This is a genomic window from Shewanella sp. ECSMB14101 (assembly GCF_000773485.1).
Classification (GTDB): domain Bacteria; phylum Pseudomonadota; class Gammaproteobacteria; order Enterobacterales; family Shewanellaceae; genus Shewanella; species Shewanella marisflavi.
Window position 1 is genome coordinate 262,739 of the sequence record NZ_JSFF01000003.1, and the last position, 17,738, is coordinate 280,476.

A 17,738-nucleotide genomic window follows, 5' to 3' on the forward strand; every position below is an offset into this window, starting at 1 on the left:
CGCGCCTAGTATCGTAAAATTCTGGGCGCGTAGTATAGCGTAAACATCAGGGCTAAAGAAAGATAGCCCGGAGGATCAATCCGCTTCGAGTGGCGACTTATAACCGTCTGGTTTGATGGCTAACAGATCGCAGTTGATGCTGTCTATCACATGCTCTGCGGTATTGCCGATAAGGGCAGCTGAAAAACCGGTACGACCGACAGTACCCAAAATGACCAATTCAGCGTCAAGTTGCTCGGCAAGTTCAGGGATCACATCTTCAGGCAAGCCCTCTTTGATATGACAAAAATCGCTGGAGATACCGTAATTGTTGGCGAGATAGCAAACACGTTGCTCGTGCTGCATGCGAATAGTTTCGCTATAGGTATGGGCGTCAAAATCGGGAAGTTCAATTGCTAGGTTTACAGGTGTACCAGGATAACCGTTGACAAGGTGAACTTGAGCGTCAAACTTCTTCGCCAGATCTATCGCATGTTCGATAATCTTGCCATTTAGGGTTTGGTGATCGTCATCTTCAGATGCCACGTTGATCGCGCATAAAATTTTACCCGCGACTGGCCAGTCATGTTCTTTCACCAAGAGGACTGGGACAGGGGCTTTACGCATTAAATGCCAGTCTGTTGGCGTAAAGATCACCGACTTGAGTTTATCATGTTCATGAGTGCCCTTAACGATGAGGTCATAACCGCCTGCAATAGCGTGCAAGATGATGCTTTCAAAGGGGCGGTTATGCCAGATCACTTCGCTGTCTATCGTCACACCGCTTTCTTTGTAATTGACGAGAATATCATCTAGCCAAGCACGGCGCTGCGCAATGACACCTTGACGCATCGCTTCACGTTCATGACCCGAAAGAATCGAAGTCATTTCGTAGGAAAAATCAAAAATGGAGAGAAATACGGTAATAGACGCTTGGTTTTTTGAGGCGAGTTCGACAGCTCTGGCGAGGGCAGATTGCTTATCGCTTGTTGGATCCACTACAACAAGGATTTTATGATAGTCCTTCATAGATTTTTCCTTTATCTGATGTGGTACTTAAATAATGGTCGATATAGGGCAAATTGCTTTGTTTTAGATCAAATTTGCCCTCAAAATCGACTAAATCAGCGGCCTATCTTATTGTTGCCAGCTAACTTATTGAGTGAGTCAAAATCGACTATGGTAATGTACTTCCCTTTTACCTCAATCAATTCTGCTTTTTGAAAACGGCCTAATAGGCGGCTGATGGTCTCTACGGTTAAACCAAGGTAATTACCTATGTCTCCGCGCGTCATAGTGAGACGGAACTCTTTGGGAGAGAAGCCCCTGCTACCAAAACGATTGGCAAGGTTGCTGATGAAAGCGGCTAATCGCTCTTCGGCATTTTTCTTACTCAGTAATAAGATCATCTCTTGATCGCTTTGGATCTCATTACTCATCAGACGCATAATTTGCTGTCTGAGTTTTGGCATGGTCCCTGAGAGCTCATCTAAGGTATCGAAAGGAATTTCGCAAACCATTGAAGTTTCTAATGCCTGGGCAAAACTTTGATGGGTCTGTGAATGGATACCGTCAAAACCTATCACGTCACCGGCCAGATGGAAGCCCGTGATCTGCTCGTCACCTTGCTCTGTGATGGTATAACTTTTTATGGTGCCAGAACGGATCGCATAGAGAGATTTCAGTGAGTCTCCAGACTTAAAAATCTGCTCGCCTTTTTGTATTGGCTTCTTACGTTCTATGATCTCATCAAGTTGATCTAGCTCGTTATTATTCAACGTGAAAGGGATACATAAAGTGCCCATGCTGCAGTCATGACAATGAATGGCGCATCCGGGACTAGCCGAACGACGACTTTTAATATTATCTGTCATAATCTCTCTCGAATTTCACAATTAGGCTTATGTTAAACTAATTTAATAGTCACAGCTAGCCTAGCTGTGCAAATGCAATATACAAAGTTTGTATGCCAAAGCTTACTAGAATAAGCCCACTAAATATGCGGACTTTGCGTTGTTGAACCAACTGGGCGAAGTAGCGCGCCGCGACCCCTGCACTGACCAAGGCGGGTAGGGTACCTAGACCAAATGCGGCCATTATGAGGGCACCTTGCTGTGCGGAATTCGCCGCAACGGCCCAGGTTAACGTGCTGTAAACCAGGCCACACGGAAGCCAGCCCCACAATAATCCTGCCGCGAAGGCCTGTTTTAAATCAGTAATAGGTAGCAATTTGTTCGCAACCGGGCTTATCAAGCGCCACAGCCACTTGCCTACTCGTTCAATCTGCACCACGCCAGCCCATATTTGTGCAATATAGAGACCGGTAATGATCATCATTACACCAGCAAATACGCGCATGCTGACTAAATAGGCGTCCAGGCTAAACAGAGTTGAAAGTAAACTTGCTGAGCCACCCACTAAGGCACCGGCTAAGGTGTAGCTAATGATGCGGCCAAGGTTATAGCTGAGGATAAACTTAAGCTGACCAAGCAGAATATTATCCGAGGCTCGTCTGGGAAGCTGCTGAGAGAAGGCGCCCACTAAACCACCACACATACCGATGCAGTGGCCAGCCCCCATTAGCCCCACTAAAAAGGCGCCGGTTATGGTGAAGTCAATCAATGCGGTTGCTGCTCGTCTTGCTGGCTATTTGTCTTGGGTTTAATGTCATCATCAAACAAGATAGAGACGCTTTGACGGTCAAGATCGTCAAACTGTTCAGATTTTACGGCCCAGAAAAAGATCCCTACGGCAACCAGCACAAACAGCATGGCAATGGGGATCAGTACATAGATAATACTCATAAACGAACCTTTAGTAGTCTTAGGCTATTGGCAACCACAATTAATGAGCTGGCCGACATGCCAATCGCAGCAATATAGGGTAACACGTGTCCGGTTACCGCTAAAGGAATGATAAGCAGGTTGTATCCTAGTGCCCACAACAGATTCTGCCTAATGATTTGCTCTGTCATTTTGGCGATGCGTACCGCTTGTGGAAAACGAGACAGCTGGTCTCCGAGCAAAATTAGATCGGCACTGTTTTTGGCGATATCAGTGCCGCTACCCATGGCAATCGAGAGATTGGCGCCAGCTAACACTGGTGCATCGTTAACACCATCGCCAAACATAGCCACTCGCTTACCTTGATCTTTTAGCTGGTTAATCAGCGTCAGTTTATCTTGGGGCTTAAGACCTTTATGGAGCGCAGTAATGCCAACTTCGTGAGCGACCTGCTCAACGTGCTCGCTTGTATCGCCACTGGCTATACAGGTGGCAATTCCCATCGTTTTTAGCGTGTCTACGGTTTCCTTCGCATCGTCTCTTACGGTATCACTAAGCGTAAAGCCAGCGATGAGGTGATCTTGAGTCGCCAGATAGACATTTGCTAGGTTGTCGGCAGCTTGAATTTGGGTTTGCTCAAGAATAAATGCGGCGCTACCTAAGTAATATTGCTGCTGATTAACCTTTGCCAGAACACCTGAGCCGGCAATATATCGGTTCTCCTTCACCTGACAATCTTGGCGATAAAAAGGGGCAAATGCCTTAGCGATGGGATGGATAGATTGTGATTCCATGGCAGCGCTAATGGCTAGAGCCTCTGCTTGGCTCATGGTATGAAAAAGGTGAGTCTGGTTTAAGGTCAGACTGCCGCAAGTTAATGTGCCTGTCTTATCAAATACCACCTGGTCGACTTTAGGCAGTTTTTCGAACACGCCACCACGACGGGCGACAACCCCCAAGCGCGTGAAGAGCCCGGTTGCGCAGGTGACCGCCGTGGGCGTCGCCAGTGCCAAGGCACAAGGGCAGGTAGCAACAAGTACAGAAAGCGTTACCCAAAAGGCATCTTCAGGCCAATAGTGTTTCCACACCAGATAGGTGAGGGCGGCGATCACTAAAATGGTCCAGGTGAAATAGTTAGAAATGGTATCGACATAGAGGGCCACTCTAGGCTTGTTATTCGACGCTGCTTCTTGTAATCGAATGATTTCGGCTACTAATTGGTCCTGGCCAGTCGCGGTGACCACAACCTTTATAGGGTGGTCGACATTGATGGTGCCAGCATACACCTGGCTGGTTAAATGCTTAGTCACAGGCATCTGCTCGCCTGTCAGCATGGCCTCGTTGACACAGCTTGAACCTTCGATAATGTCACCATCGGCTGCTATCACTTCCCCTGGCTTTACCATGATGATATCGCCAGTCTTAAGGCGTTTTGCAGGGACTTCAGATTGCTCACCTCGTTCATCGAGCAAATTGGCTGTCAGAGGAATGAGTTTATGCAGGTTGTTGGAACTGATGGAAGCCTTTTGGCGAGCATTTTGTTCGAAATAGCGCCCAAGTAATAGAAAGAAGGTAAACATGCTGACGGATTCGAAATAAACTTCGCCGTCGCCGGAAACGGTTGCTATGCAGCTGGCAATATAGGCTCCACAGATCGCTATAGAAACCGATACATCCATATTGAGACGCCCCGACAACATAGAGCGAAGCGCGCTGAAATAAAAAGGCTGTGCGGAGTAAAACACCACTGGCGCGGCGAAAATCATGCTCACCCAGCGGAAATAGTCTCTGAACTCCACATCAAGGTCGGTGAAGTAATCGGAATAGAGTGCCAACGCAAACATCATCACCTGCATGGTGGCAAATCCAGCTAGCCCCAGTCTTAACAGAAACTTGCGGCTATTTTTCTTACTTTGGATCTCTTGGTCATCGACCTGATATGGGGCGGCCTGATAACCGATTTGGCTTATTTGTAGTAGGATCTCGCTCAGTTTTATTACCTCAGGATCCCAGCTCACTTGAGCACGTTCTGTTGTGGTATTAACTGAGATCTTGTTGATCCCTTTTATGTGTTGCAGTTTGTGCTCGATAAGCCAGGCGCAAGCGGCGCAGGTAATACCATCTATGGTCAATGAAGTGCTGGCACTTTCGTTGCCCTGATGGACGAAATCTTGCTGAACTTCTGCGAGATCAAATGCCGAGAAGCTACTGAGTTCTTCGGGCACCAGGGCGGTCTGCTTGCTACCAGGCTCGGTGCGATATTTGTAATAGTTAGTTAATCCAGCGTCTATGATAGCGGCTGACACGGCTTGGCAGCCAGGACAACACATAGGCTGCAATACGCCATCGATAAGGGTTTCGAATTGGCGACCCGTGGTCACGGGTTCGCCACAGTGAAAACAGTTTAACGAGTCCATGAATGGCTAGTTTAACCAATATTGATTGTTATCTTTTAGCTCTAGACGTTTTTGGATGCGCCAGGACCGATCAAAACCTTCTAATCTGACTTCCCAGCTGCCTGTAATGGGCTTAGCCAGCTTAATGCGATAGACCTGAGCACCATCAGCGGTTGCAACCTGGGCGAAATCTTTCTTTTGTAGGGTAGGATGATAAAACTCGACATTAAGCGCTGCAGCATAAGGCTCGCCGCCGTGCTGGGTGAGGGTGATCTCGTCGTCACTAAGTTGTAATTCAAACTGAAGCCCCAATTGCTTGGCATGTTTGATCTTACGTAAATCCATATTAATGGCTTTGCCATCTTTGTAATAATCTTCTGACACTAAAGAGTCTTTATTTTCGATCGCGAGAAGCATGAGGTTAACACTGGCAAACACGGCGCAAAGCGGCAAAATAATCAGAAACCAAGGCCAAAACTGTTTATACCAAGCTTGTGGTTTTTTCATGGGTACTACCTGTTATTTTTGTTGGCCATATCTTACCGTTAAATGATGTTTATGGCACTTAAAAAAAAGGCCTCGATCTGTCTCGAGGCCTTGGTGTTACTTAAATGTAATTACTTGTTTGACAAGCTATAAACATATGCTGTGATGACGTGAACTTTCTCTTCGCCCAAGACATCTTTCCAGGCTGGCATCACACCAGAACGCCCATTTTTGATGCTTTCTTGGATCACGCCACGGCTGCCACCGTATAACCAAATGTTATTCGTCAGGTTAGGGGCACCCATAAACTTGTTACCTGTGCCATCCATGCCATGACAGGCAAAACAACCTTTCATGAATGACGCCTGACCTTGGGCCGCTAGCGCTTCGTCATGCTCCTGACCGGCAAGTTTCACTACGTATTCAGCAAGACCTTTAAGCTCGCTGTCTTCGATAGGTAAACCGCCTTTCGGAGGCATCATGCCGTGACGACCATTCATGATAGTGGTTTTGATGGTAGCCAAATCACCGCCATATAACCAATCACCGTCAGTCAGGTTAGGGAAGCCCTTGCTACCGCGCGCGTCACTACCGTGGCACTGTGCACAGTTTTGCAGGTACAAACGACCACCTACTTTCAGAGCTTCTTCATTTTTCACTAGCTCTTCAAGGGGCGTAGCCAAATAAGCTTCAAAAATTGGGCTGTACTTAGCGTTAGCTTTCTCAACTTCTTTATCGTATTGAACCCAACGATTCTCTTGCTTAGCCAGTTCAGTGGCAGCGGCAGAGTCAGCCTTGATACCTTGTTCGGTACCAATACTTTGGTTTGAGCTCGACCAGCCAAGGAAACCTTTAAAGTTACCCAAACCTGGATATAGCGCTAAGTAAACCACACCAAAGACGATCGTGATGTAGAACATATAACTCCACCATTTAGGCAGTGGGTTATTGATCTCTTCAATACCGTCAAAGCTGTGACCCATTGATTTGCCTTCTTCAACACCGGTAGTGTTTTTAGAGACAACAAACAGTAGGATGAAACATCCCGCGATTACCACAATTGTGAGTACGGTAATCCAAATACTCCAGAAGCTACTCATCATCACTTATGTTCTCCTGAGTCCTTGCTTTTCTCTTCATCAGAGAAAACAAGGTTAGCGGCTTCGTCAAATTGAGCCTTACGACGACCGCTATAAGCCCATGCAAAAATACCGACAAACGTCACCATGACAACAATGGTAATAATCCCTTGTACTGTGCCGTAATCCATATTCATGCCTCCAATTTATTTCAGTGCGTGACCTAGCGACTGCAGGTATGCAATTATTGCTTCCATCTCAGTTTTACCTTCAACAGCCTTCTTGGCATTGTCGATCTCTTCCTGAGTGTAAGGCACACCGAAACCGCGGAACACTTCCATCTTCTTAGCTGTGAGTTCGCCATCGAGGACGTTATCAGCTAGCCAAGGGAAGGCAGGCATGTTTGATTGTGGTACTACTGCACGTGGATCCAACAGGTGAACCTCATGCCACTTGTCGCTGTAACGACCACCAACACGAGCCAAATCTGGACCGGTACGCTTAGAGCCCCATAGGAATGGGTGATCCCAAACGGATTCACCGGCAACAGAGTAGTGGCCATAACGCTCAGTTTCTGCACGCAGCGGACGGATCATCTGGCTGTGACAGCCAACACATCCTTCACGGATATAGATGTCGCGACCTTCTAGCTCCAGTGCAGTATAAGGACGTAGCCCATCAACTGGCTCTGTTGTGTCTTTTTGGAAAAGCAGGGGAGTGATCTGTACCAAACCGCCAATACTGATGGCAATCACGGTAAAGATACCCAGCAGACCGATGTTTTTCTCGACTATCTCATGATTAAATTTCATCAAATCTACTCCTTATGCTTCAGCTAGTGCTGGCAACGATTCTTTTGGTGCTTTTACTGTCTTAAACACGTTGTATGCCATTAGTAGCATACCTGTGACGAAGAACAGGCCACCTAAGAAACGGACAAAGTAGAATGGGTATGACGCTTCCAAAGCTTCAACGAAGCTGTAGGTTAAGGTTCCGTCAGAGTTTACTGCACGCCACATTAGACCTTGCATAACACCCGAAATCCACATTGAAACGATGTAGAGAACGGTACCGATTGTCGCTAACCAGAAGTGAACGTTAATCAGCTGAGTGCTGTACATACGGCCATGACCGTAAACCGCAGGAATAAGGTGGTAAAGTGAACCGATTGAAACCATAGCTACCCAGCCTAGCGCGCCTGAGTGAACGTGACCAACAGTCCAGTCGGTGTAGTGAGATAACGCGTTCACTGTCTTAATCGCCATCATTGGACCTTCAAAGGTCGACATGCCGTAGAAAGAGAGAGAAACGATAAGGAAACGCAGTACAGGGTCAGTTCTAAGTTTATGCCAAGCACCAGATAGCGTCATAATACCGTTGATCATACCACCCCAAGAAGGTGCAAATAGGATCAGCGACATAACCATACCCAGTGATTGTGTCCAGTCTGGTAGCGCAGTGTAATGTAGGTGGTGCGGACCCGCCCAGATATACAGTGCAATCAATGCCCAGAAGTGAACGATAGATAGACGATAAGAATAAACAGGACGACCAGCTTGCTTAGGCACGAAATAGTACATCATACCTAGGAAACCAGCTGTCAACAGGAAGCCAACGGCGTTGTGGCCATACCACCATTGCACCATGGCATCGACGGCGCCAGAGTATAATGAGTATGACTTGAACAGGCTGACAGGTACTGCCATAGAGTTAACGATATGCAGTACAGCTACCGTGATGATAAAGGCGCCAAAGAACCAGTTTGCCACATAGATGTGCGACGTGGTTCGCTTAACGATTGTGCCAAAGAACACAACGGCATAGGCAACCCATACTATGGTAATAGCGATATCGATAGGCCATTCCAATTCGGCGTATTCTTTACTGCTGGTTAAACCAAGCGGCAGAGTAATAACGGCTGAAAGAATAATGGCTTGCCATCCCCAGAATGTAAATGCAGCTAGCTTAGGTGCAAATAGGCGGGTTTGGCAGGTACGCTGGACGATATAATAGGATGTTGCAAATAACGCTGAAGTACCAAACGCGAAAATCACGGCATTGGTGTGCAGAGGTCTTAGACGACTGTACGTGAGCCAGGGAGTTTCGAAGTTAAGTTGTGGCCAGATTAACTGGGCCGCGATCAATACACCTACCGTCATACCAATAATGCCCCACAATACTGTGGTAAGGGCAAATTGGCGGACAACAGTGTAATTGTAATCAGCGCCTTGAGGCTGGGAATGGTTCATCATATTGCTTCCACTGCTTATTACTTATACTTATTGTTTGAGTAAAGTGGCACTTTACCCGGTAAAATGACATCAAAGGCTTGTTTCCCTACGAAACAAACATGACTGTGTCAATGTGTTACACAACATTAACGCAAATTAATGCCGAGTAACGCAATGATACTTGAGCAATATCAAAAAAGATAGGAATTATGCGGCATCCATTATTGATCCAGATCAAACTACCTGGATAGAATGTAAACACTATGATTCAAAAGGTTAATAATTGTGCTATCAAAATGGCGTTCCCCTGATTTATGGCGTTTAGCCGGACTTATTGTTACTTTGCTGCTTTGTGGTTGCGAACCATCAGAAAAACAATTACCAAAGCTTGACCAAAACGCTACCAAAACTCCCTTTGAAATTGACCAGACACTATGCGACTTTAGCCAAAAGACCTGCGACAGAGAGCTAAGCGGGCAGCGGATCTCATTGGCTATTTCGCCAGAAAATACCCCTAGTGAAAAGCCCTTGCAGGTGACCTTAACCAGCAGTGTCGCTTTAGAAGAGTTATCGGTAAGGGTAGAAGGAAGAGATATGTTTATGGGGGTTATCCCTGTTAAGTTAAGCCAAACAGGTAAAAACACCTATCAAGGTCCGCTAATATACGGTTCATGCAGCAGTGATTATATGGTGTGGCGACTTATCGCTAGCTTTAAAATCCAAGGTGAAGCCAAGGTGGTTATGTTTGATTTTTTAGCCGATAGCTAAGTAGAGGCCACTGACACCCGCTTTTAACGCAGTCTATCAGTGGCTAAGGTATACTTAGTTTTTATCACTCAGTGCCAGCCTAACCTTATTAAATATTTCAATATTATCGATAAAGAGGTGCGCTAACTTGGGGTCAAAATGACTGCCAGCATTGCGAGCGATCTCTTCAATCACCTCTTCGATTGGCCACGCAGGCTTATAACAGCGCTCATGAGACAGGGCATCGAAAACATCGGCAATGGCCACGATTCGTGCAAAGATATGAATTTCTTCTCCTTTTAAGCCAGAAGGATAGCCACTTCCGTCGTATTTTTCATGATGCTGTAATGCAATTATCGCTGCGGCATTTAGGATTGGACGTTCTGACTTACCGAGAATTTGGTGTCCAATAGCTAGGTGTTGGCGCATGATCTCCCACTCTTCAGGCGTTAGTTTTCCGGGCTTTAATAGCACTGAATCTGGCGTGGCAATTTTACCTATGTCATGCATGGGGGAGGCGTGCTTTAGCAGCCCCGCCTGCTGCTCGTCCAGTCCTGCCAGCTTTGCCAGCTGATAGCAATATTCGGCCATCCGCTTAACATGGTTTGCAGCTTCCTTTGAACGGCTCTCAACGACATCACCCAGCCTAAAAATAAGCTCAGATTGGGTGTCTTCCAACTCCTTATTGAGTAACAGGTTCTCAAACGCAACCCCCACATTAATGGCAAAGATATCGATAAGCTTTTTATCAAGGTCGCCAATGGCGTGAATATTGTCCATGTAGAGCAAGTTAATCCAGCCGCTTTTTGCAGGAAAATAGCCCACGAAAAGATTATCTTCATATAAGCAGGTTTGCTCTTTTAACGCACGCTTTAACAGCTTTTCAATGGGTTCTGGAATCACTTGTTCATGGTGTGCGGCAAACTGTCCAGTGCCCGCCAGTATGTGCAATTTGTCAGGGCTAAGATCCTGACTCATGGCGTCGATAGCATTACAGGTCAGCAGTAAGGTTTCGTTGTTAAGGTTGAGTAGGTTGGCGACTTGCGTTAATAGCCCATCGGCAAAGTGATGTAAGGTGCGCAGCTCAAACAGGCCGGAGGTTGCTTTAAGTACACGCTCAAGTCCTTCCCGGTAGCGAATTTGAGCCATCTTCGCAGCTTCAATCTCCATGATATCCCGATAACTTCTCAGTGCGGAATAGACGCTGGTAATAAGCTTTCGCGAATCAAGTTCTGCTTTTGCTTTATAGTCATTGATATCGTAATTAACGATCACATCTTCTTCTGGAGCTTGACCGGGCTGCCCTGTGCGAAGGATAAGCCGGATGTTCTTGTTTTTATTTTCTTCCCTAATCCATTTAACCAACTCGAGGCCGGCGTGATCGCTTTCCATGACGACATCAATGAAAGCCATGGCGACGTCCTGCTCTTCTAGTAGAATGCGTTTTGCTTCTTCACCGCTATAGGCGTTGATGAATTCGATGCCACGGTGGTCGAGTTTAAATCGTGACAAAGCGAGTTTAGTGACGGTATGAACATCGGGCTCGTCATCGACTATCAGTATGCGCCAGGCTGGTCCAGATTCTGCTTCGATTGATTTCTTTTTACCAGAAAACAGTGGACTCTTTTTTGCCATATCAATCAGCATCCGTTTCCCTCATTGGTTAACTCACTTGATCTTAGTTATTAGTGTAGTAACTGGTGCTACATTTGGCTGGGAAACTAGATAAAATTACAGAACAATTTAGGTATTTAGTAATTTTTTACTCACTTGGAGGTATTTCATTATCATAAGTGGTTATAGCGTCCATTAGACGCTTCAATAGGAGAGAAAATGGTCTTTGATGCTAGATTAGATATTGGCTTATAGCTTGCGCCAGTCATAGAGCAGAAATATATCATCCGCTTTTTTCTTTATAATTGTTATAGTTAGACCGGACTAACTTTTCTTACATCGCTTTGTCGTTTCACAGGAGTATATCCGATTGCAGACTTTGCCTCTTTTTGAGTCCAGTGAGCATATCGATGCTGGCAACCCCATTATCAATCAGCATATTACGGCGTTAGCCATGGGTGGTATAGAAGATGCGGCCTTAGTCTACGAATTAGCGAGTGATCTGCTTTTTGCTCAGCGAGATAATGAAAACAGTTACAAGAGTTTTCGAAGTGAAATAACCAGCTTTTTGCATTGGTGCTTCGACGTGTGCCAGGTTTCACCCGCGAACGTGACTCGTCGAGATATGGATAGGTTTGTGGCCTACTGCCAATCACCGCCAACGGCATTGATAGGTTACTTTAATGTCGCTCAGTTCAAATTTGATAAGTTAACTCAGACCCGAATCCCTAACCCCAATTGGCGACCCTTTGTCGGTAAGAAAAACCAACCTTATCAATTAAGTGACAATGCTTTAAAAACCAAGATGGCTATATTGTCATCCTTTTACGGCTTTCTTATGGCTGAAGATTATTGCGAACGTAATCCTGCCCAAGCCTGGATGAATCACTCCAAGTTTGCGCACAAACGCAAATTTCAACTGAGCGAAGAGGAGGGCGGTGGACTCGCTTTTTCTGAGTTGCAGTGGTCCTACGTTATCTCTACGGTTGAAAAACTGGCTAAGCAAAACCCAGAAATGCACCAACGGAGTTTATTCCTTATTAAGCTGATTTACGGATGCTACTTAAGGGTTTCCGATGTCAGTGCGCGAGCGGGTTACAGTCCCATCATGGGGCAGTTTAAGCAGCATCAGCAGACGGGGATTTGGCATTTCCATATACCAAAGAGTAAAGGGGGTAAGGCGCGTCAAATACCCTTGTCAAATGAGCTATTGGCTGCGTTAAAAGCGTATCGAGCTTATTTAGGGTTGACTCAGTTGCCGACTTATCAAGAACAAACCCCTATCTTTATAAGACACAGGGCTGCCGGTCGTGGCCGAGACGCTGGATTGGTCACTGCAAACTTGGGGATCCGACAGGTGAGAGAAGAGGTTCAGCATCTCATTGAACAGGCCGCCAATAGCGCTGAAAATGATGGATTAATCCAAGATGCTGAATCCATGCGCCAATTGACCGTTCACAATATCCGCCATACGGGGATAACTCATGATATCAATCTGAATCGAAGGCCTTTATCTCATGTTCAGGCTGATGCGGGGCACGAGAGTATTGACACAACGTCACAATATTTACATACCTCGCAAGCCGAAAGGCATCAAAGTGCTGCGAATAAGCCCATGGACAGATTGGCAGGGATTGATTGACCAAAATAACGAAAAGAAATAACGGCACAACTTAATGATGACCGAGTGTCATTATTTTGATTCAAGTAATGCCGATAAGTCTCATTATCGGCATTTCAATAAAATCCGAGTTTATGTGCATCTAGCACTAATCTATTAGCATTGCTTTATCTGTTGGTTCAACGTGATCAAGGTTAGGTGCCCAAGGTTACGTGCCAGATTTGAATCATGCAGTGGGCCATTTTATGTATCGCCAGTAATGGTGCTCGCAACAAATCGCTTATGAGGGTTGCTTTTATCTGTACGAGCGCGCTTAACCTTGCCACTGAGTTTACCTATGCATTGCGTTTACCTATGATAAATCTTGGCATTACGGCTAAGGATTGGCACGCAATAATTCAATGCTTTCCGATATTCATTGCTCTCAGGATTTGCACAGAATTCTTGTTTTACAGCGGTTCGCACTAAAACAGTGTTAATCATGAAATGTTGTTGGGCTCTAACATAAGGTCATGCTAAGCGTTAGATAAAACGGTTCTTACTGGCATCTAAAATAATCCTTCATATATAGCGCGTCGCTACGTGCATGAAATTATATCTCTAGGGGGATTACCACTCAGATTTTACGTAGAAACGCGTGTCAGAATCACAAAATGTTCAAATAAGTTCGTGGCTTAGGTGGCTGGTTTACGATATTCAATGAAATGATAGTTCGCTATAGGGATTAATAGCGGTTAGTTGTCATGGGCCTTATCAACAAAAGCGTCGAGAAATAAGATTAAATGAGCTACTCAACAAAAAATGGTAAATAACTGCAGACGATCTCTAGTGAGACCGATACTCGATATTGAAGATAGTCGCTGTATGCCGTTACTATTTTCGCAGATACCAAACGATAAGCATTAAAAGTTTGTGTACTCACTGATAAGGTATGATTTACCCGATAGAGGCTGTTACAGCATCTATTGTATCGATTTAGTAATCTCCTCACACAGAAGTGCGCACAATGTATATTATGTTAAATACGATATGTGGGAGCAATTACTACCAACTGACATTGTCACGCCCCGCATCTTTGGCTCTATATAAGGCAGTGTCTGCGTCATGTAACATCTGGTTCAGGTGCTTGCCTGGCTTGAAGATACTTAGCCCACAGCTAAAAGTAATTTCCAGCACATCATCGCCTACCTGAAAACGATTTTGTCTTATGGCATCACAATAAGCCTGCGCATGGTTATAGAGATACGTCTTAAAGGATTGCTCTGCACCACAAGGTCTATTAACCAGAACGACAAACTCCTCACCACCCCAGCGCATCAATACATCCTGCGGATCTTGCTGCTGTTTCAAAATGGTGGCGATGTGGCGCAGTGCTTCGTCGCCTGTCATATGACCATAGGTATCGTTAATCTGCTTAAAGAAATCGATATCGATAAGAATGATCCCCAGTTCTCCCTGTTGTTGGCTACAGGCATGATGCAGGCGCTCGCCTATGGCAATGCCTTCACGGCGGTTATAAAACTGGGTTAAATCATCATATATGGCATGGTGTGTTAACTGAGCTTCGAGAGCCTTCTGCTCAGTAATATCGAAAATAACGCCGATCAGCCCGGCAACTTTACCCTGATTGTCGTTAAAACTTGTCTTATGAAAACGAACATAAACCGCATCGCCTTCTCGAGTTTTAATCTCTTTCTCATAGATTTGTACACCAGGCTTATCAAATAATGCCTGATCGGCGCGCTGGTAGACGTCAGCCAATTCGGCATCAAAGAGTTCATAGACGCTCTTACCGATCAGTTCTTCTCTCGTGAGCTTGATAAATGATTCAAATGCACTGTTACAACCCAGATAAACCCCCTCTATATCTTTATAAAAGATGGGCACAGGCAAGGTGCCCAGTGTAAGTTGAAGTAGGTAACTATCATTAGCCAACCACTGGAGTAGATCAGGATTTAGATTAGGAACGTCATGGGGCATATATCAGGATCTCTTATTATTTAAACTTCACGGTCCCTGTGTATAACAAAGAGTATAGTTGGCTTAGCAACATGCGCTATCTTACCAACTTATTGGCGATGTGCGAGTCAAAAGAATCTACTTGAGCCTTAACCTTACATGCAAATTTGTCATATTGAATGAAACGGATTTGAAAAATTAATCGCTGGACCGGCAGCATTGGTTACATATTGAGCGAACAACTCATTAGATGCGCTAAATCTTTCATTCAACATAAAAAATGATTGTAAATTAAAAAATGAGCTGCCTACACTGAGCTTAATATTTGTCATATGAGGGCTCTCGCCTATGTCTATCTCTCCTCTTGCCAGTGACAAGCTATACCGATTTTCGACACTTGCTCTACTCGATCCCAATATTAAATCTACCAAACAGTTAACACCACTTAACGAAATCGTAGGCCAAGAGCGCGCGCAGCAAGCCGTTGAGTTTGCCATGTCGATGAAAGATAAAGGCTATAACATTTATGCCATAGGTCGTAATGGCTTAGGTAAACGAACTATGGTGATGCGTTATCTCGATAGATACGATCCCAATGGCCATCATCAGCTCTTCGATTGGTGCTATGTGGTTAATTTCGATGATGCCCGGACCCCAAAGGTGCTGAAGTTGCCTCGAGGTAAGGCACAAGGTTTTAAAGTTGATATCGAGCAGCTTATGAAGCGGTTGGTAAAGGCCCTCCCCCTGGCTTTCGACAATGAGCTTTACTATTCCCGCGCTGAAAAACTAAAAGCGCAGCTGGCTGACAAACAAGAATCAGCACTGACGCAAATCACCAAAGAAGCCGCCTCGAAGCAAATTAGTCTGTCCATTAATGCTCAAGGCAGCTATGAGTTGGTCGCGATGAATGGTGAAGAACCTCACACTGAAGAGAGTTTTGCCGCCCTTAGCGAAAAAGAGCAAGCTAAGCTCGAAAAGAATATAGGTAGTCTCGAATCCAAGCTACGCGAAGTGGTACGCAAGTTTACTGCCTGGGAGGAAAGCTATTCAGACAAACAACAAAAGCATGACGAAGAAGTTGCCCAGGAGGTATTACAACATCTGCTTGAGCCCTTAAAGGAGCGCTACACAGATATAGTAGAGGTTAAGAGCCACCTCAATGATATGCATAAAGATATTATTGATAATTTGGATATTTTTCTAGAGCAGAATGATGAGCAGATCGCCCTCTCCTACGCCTCACTAGAAAAGAAGATGCCGCGGCGTTACCAAGTCAATGTGTTGGTAAATCATGGCGATATCCCGATGCCGATCGTCATTGAAGAGAGCCCAAACTACCATAACATCTTCGGATATATTGAAAACGCGACCTATAAAGGTACTATCTTCTCTGATTTCTCTCTCATTCGTCCTGGCAGCCTACATAAGGCCAATGGTGGTGTCTTGATGATAGATGCCATTAAAGTGTTAGAGCAACCCTATGTTTGGGATGGCTTGAAACGCGCTCTGCGTTCAAGAAAGCTCAGCCTCAGTTCGCTAGAACGTGAAGTCACCCTTTCAGGTACCATCTCGCTCGACCCTGAAGCTATCCCCTTGGACGTTAAGATTATTCTGTTTGGTGACTATCAAACCTATCAACTGCTTCAACATTATGACTCTGAATTTAAAGAGCTATTTAGAGTCACCGCAGACTTTGAAGATGAAATGCCGCGCACTGATGCGTCCGAAGTTCAGTATGCAAAATTTATTTCGAGCATAGTTCAGGGCAATAATATGTTGCACTGTGACCGCAACGCTATTAAACGCATCATAGAGTTCAGTGCACGTCAGGCCGATGCACAAAACAAATTGTCACTACACTCAGCCGACATTGCTAACTTGCTGCGAGAGTCAAATTATGTGGCAAAATCCAGTAATGCCAATATGATCCGGGCCAGCCATGTTGAGCAGGCACTGCATAACCATGAATTGAGGGTGTGCAGGCTAAGGGATCATGTGATGCAAAGTTTTATCAACGGTACGACACTTATCGACACCCAACACAGTGTTATTGGCCAGATAAACGCCTTGTCTGTGGTTGCTACATCGGATCACCAGTTTGGCGCGCCAAGCCGGATCACGGCAAGCGTTTCTTTGGGTGAAGGTGCCGTATTTGATATAGAACGTAAGGTAGAACTTGGCGGACAGATCCACTCTAAAGGGGTGATGATTTTAACCGCATATCTTGCGTCTATTTTTGGACAAACAGATAAAATCCCACTGACGACCCACCTCACCTTCGAGCAAAACTATTCAGGCGTTGATGGCGACAGTGCTTCTATGGCTGAGCTATGCGCCATTGTGTCTGCTTTTGCCAAGGTGCCACTGCGCCAAGATGTGGCAATCACTGGCTCCATGAACCAATTTGGTCAGGCGCAGCCTATTGGTGGCGTAAATGAAAAAATCGAAGGCTTCTTCGATGTGTGTAAGATAAAGGGCCGCCATAAAGGACAAGGGGTCATCATTCCCCACACCAACGTGCAAAACTTGATGCTGCGTGCGGATATTGTTGACGCGGTTACTAAGGGTGAGTTTTCTATCTGGGCTATCGAGCATGTCAATCAGGCTGTAGAGATCTTAACGGGTCTGCCGGCTGGCGAGCGAGACTTTGAGTTTGAGGATTACCCGAAAGATACCTTATACGCCAAAGCTGATGATAGGTTACAAAAGCTGAGAGACCATATTAAGCTGCGTGATAAAAAGCCGGATTAACATTAAGCGCGGAAATCGTTCGTAAGGGATAAAAAAAGCCGGTGAATCACCGGCTTTTTTTAGGTTCATCGCGGATAAGCGGGGACTAAAAA

The 17,738-nt window shown here is 45.4% G+C and carries 15 protein-coding genes; 3 read left to right on the plus strand and 12 right to left on the minus strand.

Annotated elements, in window-relative coordinates; all coding sequences use genetic code 11:
• Positions 1-75: 75 nt before the first annotated feature.
• The 10 genes from uspE to ccoN all read right to left on the minus strand — a co-directional run bounded on the left by uspE (position 76) and on the right by ccoN (position 8,975).
• On the minus strand, positions 76-1,008 hold the full coding sequence (gene uspE / locus NY07_RS04820) for a universal stress protein UspE (protein ID WP_033538192.1): 933 nt from the start codon (positions 1,006-1,008) through the stop codon (positions 76-78).
• Between the two features lie 95 nt (positions 1,009-1,103).
• Positions 1,104-1,853, minus strand: coding sequence for an electron transport transcriptional regulator EtrA (gene etrA, locus NY07_RS04825; RefSeq protein ID WP_033538193.1), 750 nt, complete (start codon positions 1,851-1,853; stop codon positions 1,104-1,106).
• Between the two features lie 55 nt (positions 1,854-1,908).
• The gene (locus NY07_RS04830) at positions 1,909-2,601 is read right to left on the minus strand and encodes a sulfite exporter TauE/SafE family protein (protein WP_033538194.1); all 693 of its coding nucleotides are present in this window, start codon (positions 2,599-2,601) and stop codon (positions 1,909-1,911) included.
• A complete protein-coding gene (gene ccoS / locus NY07_RS04835; protein WP_033538195.1) occupies positions 2,598-2,783 on the minus strand; it encodes a cbb3-type cytochrome oxidase assembly protein CcoS in 186 nt (61 codons plus the stop codon). Before ccoS ends, NY07_RS04830 begins: the two co-directional genes overlap by 4 nt.
• On the minus strand, positions 2,780-5,179 hold the full coding sequence (locus NY07_RS04840) for a heavy metal translocating P-type ATPase (protein ID WP_033538196.1): 2,400 nt from the start codon (positions 5,177-5,179) through the stop codon (positions 2,780-2,782). Before NY07_RS04840 ends, ccoS begins: the two co-directional genes overlap by 4 nt.
• A gap of 6 nt (positions 5,180-5,185) precedes the next feature.
• Positions 5,186-5,665, minus strand: a complete 480-nt coding sequence (locus tag NY07_RS04845; protein ID WP_033538197.1) for a FixH family protein — start codon at positions 5,663-5,665, stop codon at positions 5,186-5,188.
• A 110-nt stretch (positions 5,666-5,775) separates the two neighbouring features.
• A complete protein-coding gene (gene ccoP, locus NY07_RS04850) occupies positions 5,776-6,744 on the minus strand; it encodes a cytochrome-c oxidase, cbb3-type subunit III (protein ID WP_033538235.1) in 969 nt (322 codons plus the stop codon).
• A 2-nt stretch (positions 6,745-6,746) separates the two neighbouring features.
• Positions 6,747-6,914: a CcoQ/FixQ family Cbb3-type cytochrome c oxidase assembly chaperone gene (locus NY07_RS04855; RefSeq protein ID WP_033538198.1), complete on the minus strand. Its 168-nt coding sequence runs from the start codon at positions 6,912-6,914 to the stop codon at positions 6,747-6,749.
• Positions 6,915-6,929: 15 nt separating this feature from the next.
• Entirely contained in the window at positions 6,930-7,535 is a 606-nt protein-coding gene (ccoO, locus tag NY07_RS04860) for a cytochrome-c oxidase, cbb3-type subunit II (RefSeq protein WP_033538199.1), read from the minus strand.
• A gap of 12 nt (positions 7,536-7,547) precedes the next feature.
• Positions 7,548-8,975: a cytochrome-c oxidase, cbb3-type subunit I gene (ccoN, locus tag NY07_RS04865; protein WP_033538200.1), complete on the minus strand. Its 1,428-nt coding sequence runs from the start codon at positions 8,973-8,975 to the stop codon at positions 7,548-7,550.
• Positions 8,976-9,239: 264 nt separating this feature from the next.
• Between ccoN and NY07_RS04870 the strand changes: the two genes are divergently transcribed.
• Positions 9,240-9,722, plus strand: a complete 483-nt coding sequence (locus NY07_RS04870) for a hypothetical protein (protein WP_033538201.1) — start codon at positions 9,240-9,242, stop codon at positions 9,720-9,722.
• Positions 9,723-9,776: 54 nt separating this feature from the next.
• Here NY07_RS04870 and NY07_RS04875 read toward each other — a convergent pair whose 3' ends face one another.
• Complete coding sequence (locus NY07_RS04875) at positions 9,777-11,348, minus strand: DUF3369 domain-containing protein (protein WP_033538202.1); 1,572 nt, start codon at positions 11,346-11,348, stop codon at positions 9,777-9,779.
• 421 nt (positions 11,349-11,769) lie between these two features.
• Between NY07_RS04875 and NY07_RS04880 the strand changes: the two genes are divergently transcribed.
• Positions 11,770-12,957, plus strand: coding sequence for a tyrosine-type recombinase/integrase (locus NY07_RS04880; protein WP_373681770.1), 1,188 nt, complete (start codon positions 11,770-11,772; stop codon positions 12,955-12,957).
• 1,023 nt (positions 12,958-13,980) lie between these two features.
• Here the strand turns inward: NY07_RS04880 and NY07_RS04885 are convergent.
• Complete coding sequence (locus NY07_RS04885; protein WP_033538204.1) at positions 13,981-14,916, minus strand: sensor domain-containing diguanylate cyclase; 936 nt, start codon at positions 14,914-14,916, stop codon at positions 13,981-13,983.
• A 327-nt stretch (positions 14,917-15,243) separates the two neighbouring features.
• Between NY07_RS04885 and NY07_RS04890 the strand changes: the two genes are divergently transcribed.
• Positions 15,244-17,646, plus strand: coding sequence for a Lon protease family protein (locus NY07_RS04890; RefSeq protein ID WP_033538205.1), 2,403 nt, complete (start codon positions 15,244-15,246; stop codon positions 17,644-17,646).
• Positions 17,647-17,738 lie beyond the last annotated feature (92 nt).

Coding starts and splice junctions, on each gene's coding strand:
- ccoO (WP_033538199.1), bottom strand. CDS start 7,535: ATGAAATTTAATCATGAGATAGTCGAGAAAAACATCGGTCTGCTGGGT.
- ccoS (WP_033538195.1), bottom strand. CDS start 2,783: ATGAGTATTATCTATGTACTGATCCCCATTGCCATGCTGTTTGTGCTG.
- NY07_RS04890 (WP_033538205.1), top strand. CDS start 15,244: ATGTCTATCTCTCCTCTTGCCAGTGACAAGCTATACCGATTTTCGACA.
- ccoP (WP_033538235.1), bottom strand. CDS start 6,744: ATGAGTAGCTTCTGGAGTATTTGGATTACCGTACTCACAATTGTGGTA.
- ccoN (WP_033538200.1), bottom strand. CDS start 8,975: ATGATGAACCATTCCCAGCCTCAAGGCGCTGATTACAATTACACTGTT.
- NY07_RS04845 (WP_033538197.1), bottom strand. CDS start 5,665: ATGAAAAAACCACAAGCTTGGTATAAACAGTTTTGGCCTTGGTTTCTG.
- etrA (WP_033538193.1), bottom strand. CDS start 1,853: ATGACAGATAATATTAAAAGTCGTCGTTCGGCTAGTCCCGGATGCGCC.
- uspE (WP_033538192.1), bottom strand. CDS start 1,008: ATGAAGGACTATCATAAAATCCTTGTTGTAGTGGATCCAACAAGCGAT.
- NY07_RS04855 (WP_033538198.1), bottom strand. CDS start 6,914: ATGGATTACGGCACAGTACAAGGGATTATTACCATTGTTGTCATGGTG.
- NY07_RS04885 (WP_033538204.1), bottom strand. CDS start 14,916: ATGCCCCATGACGTTCCTAATCTAAATCCTGATCTACTCCAGTGGTTG.
- NY07_RS04880 (WP_373681770.1), top strand. CDS start 11,770: ATGGGTGGTATAGAAGATGCGGCCTTAGTCTACGAATTAGCGAGTGAT.
- NY07_RS04875 (WP_033538202.1), bottom strand. CDS start 11,348: ATGCTGATTGATATGGCAAAAAAGAGTCCACTGTTTTCTGGTAAAAAG.
- NY07_RS04840 (WP_033538196.1), bottom strand. CDS start 5,179: ATGGACTCGTTAAACTGTTTTCACTGTGGCGAACCCGTGACCACGGGT.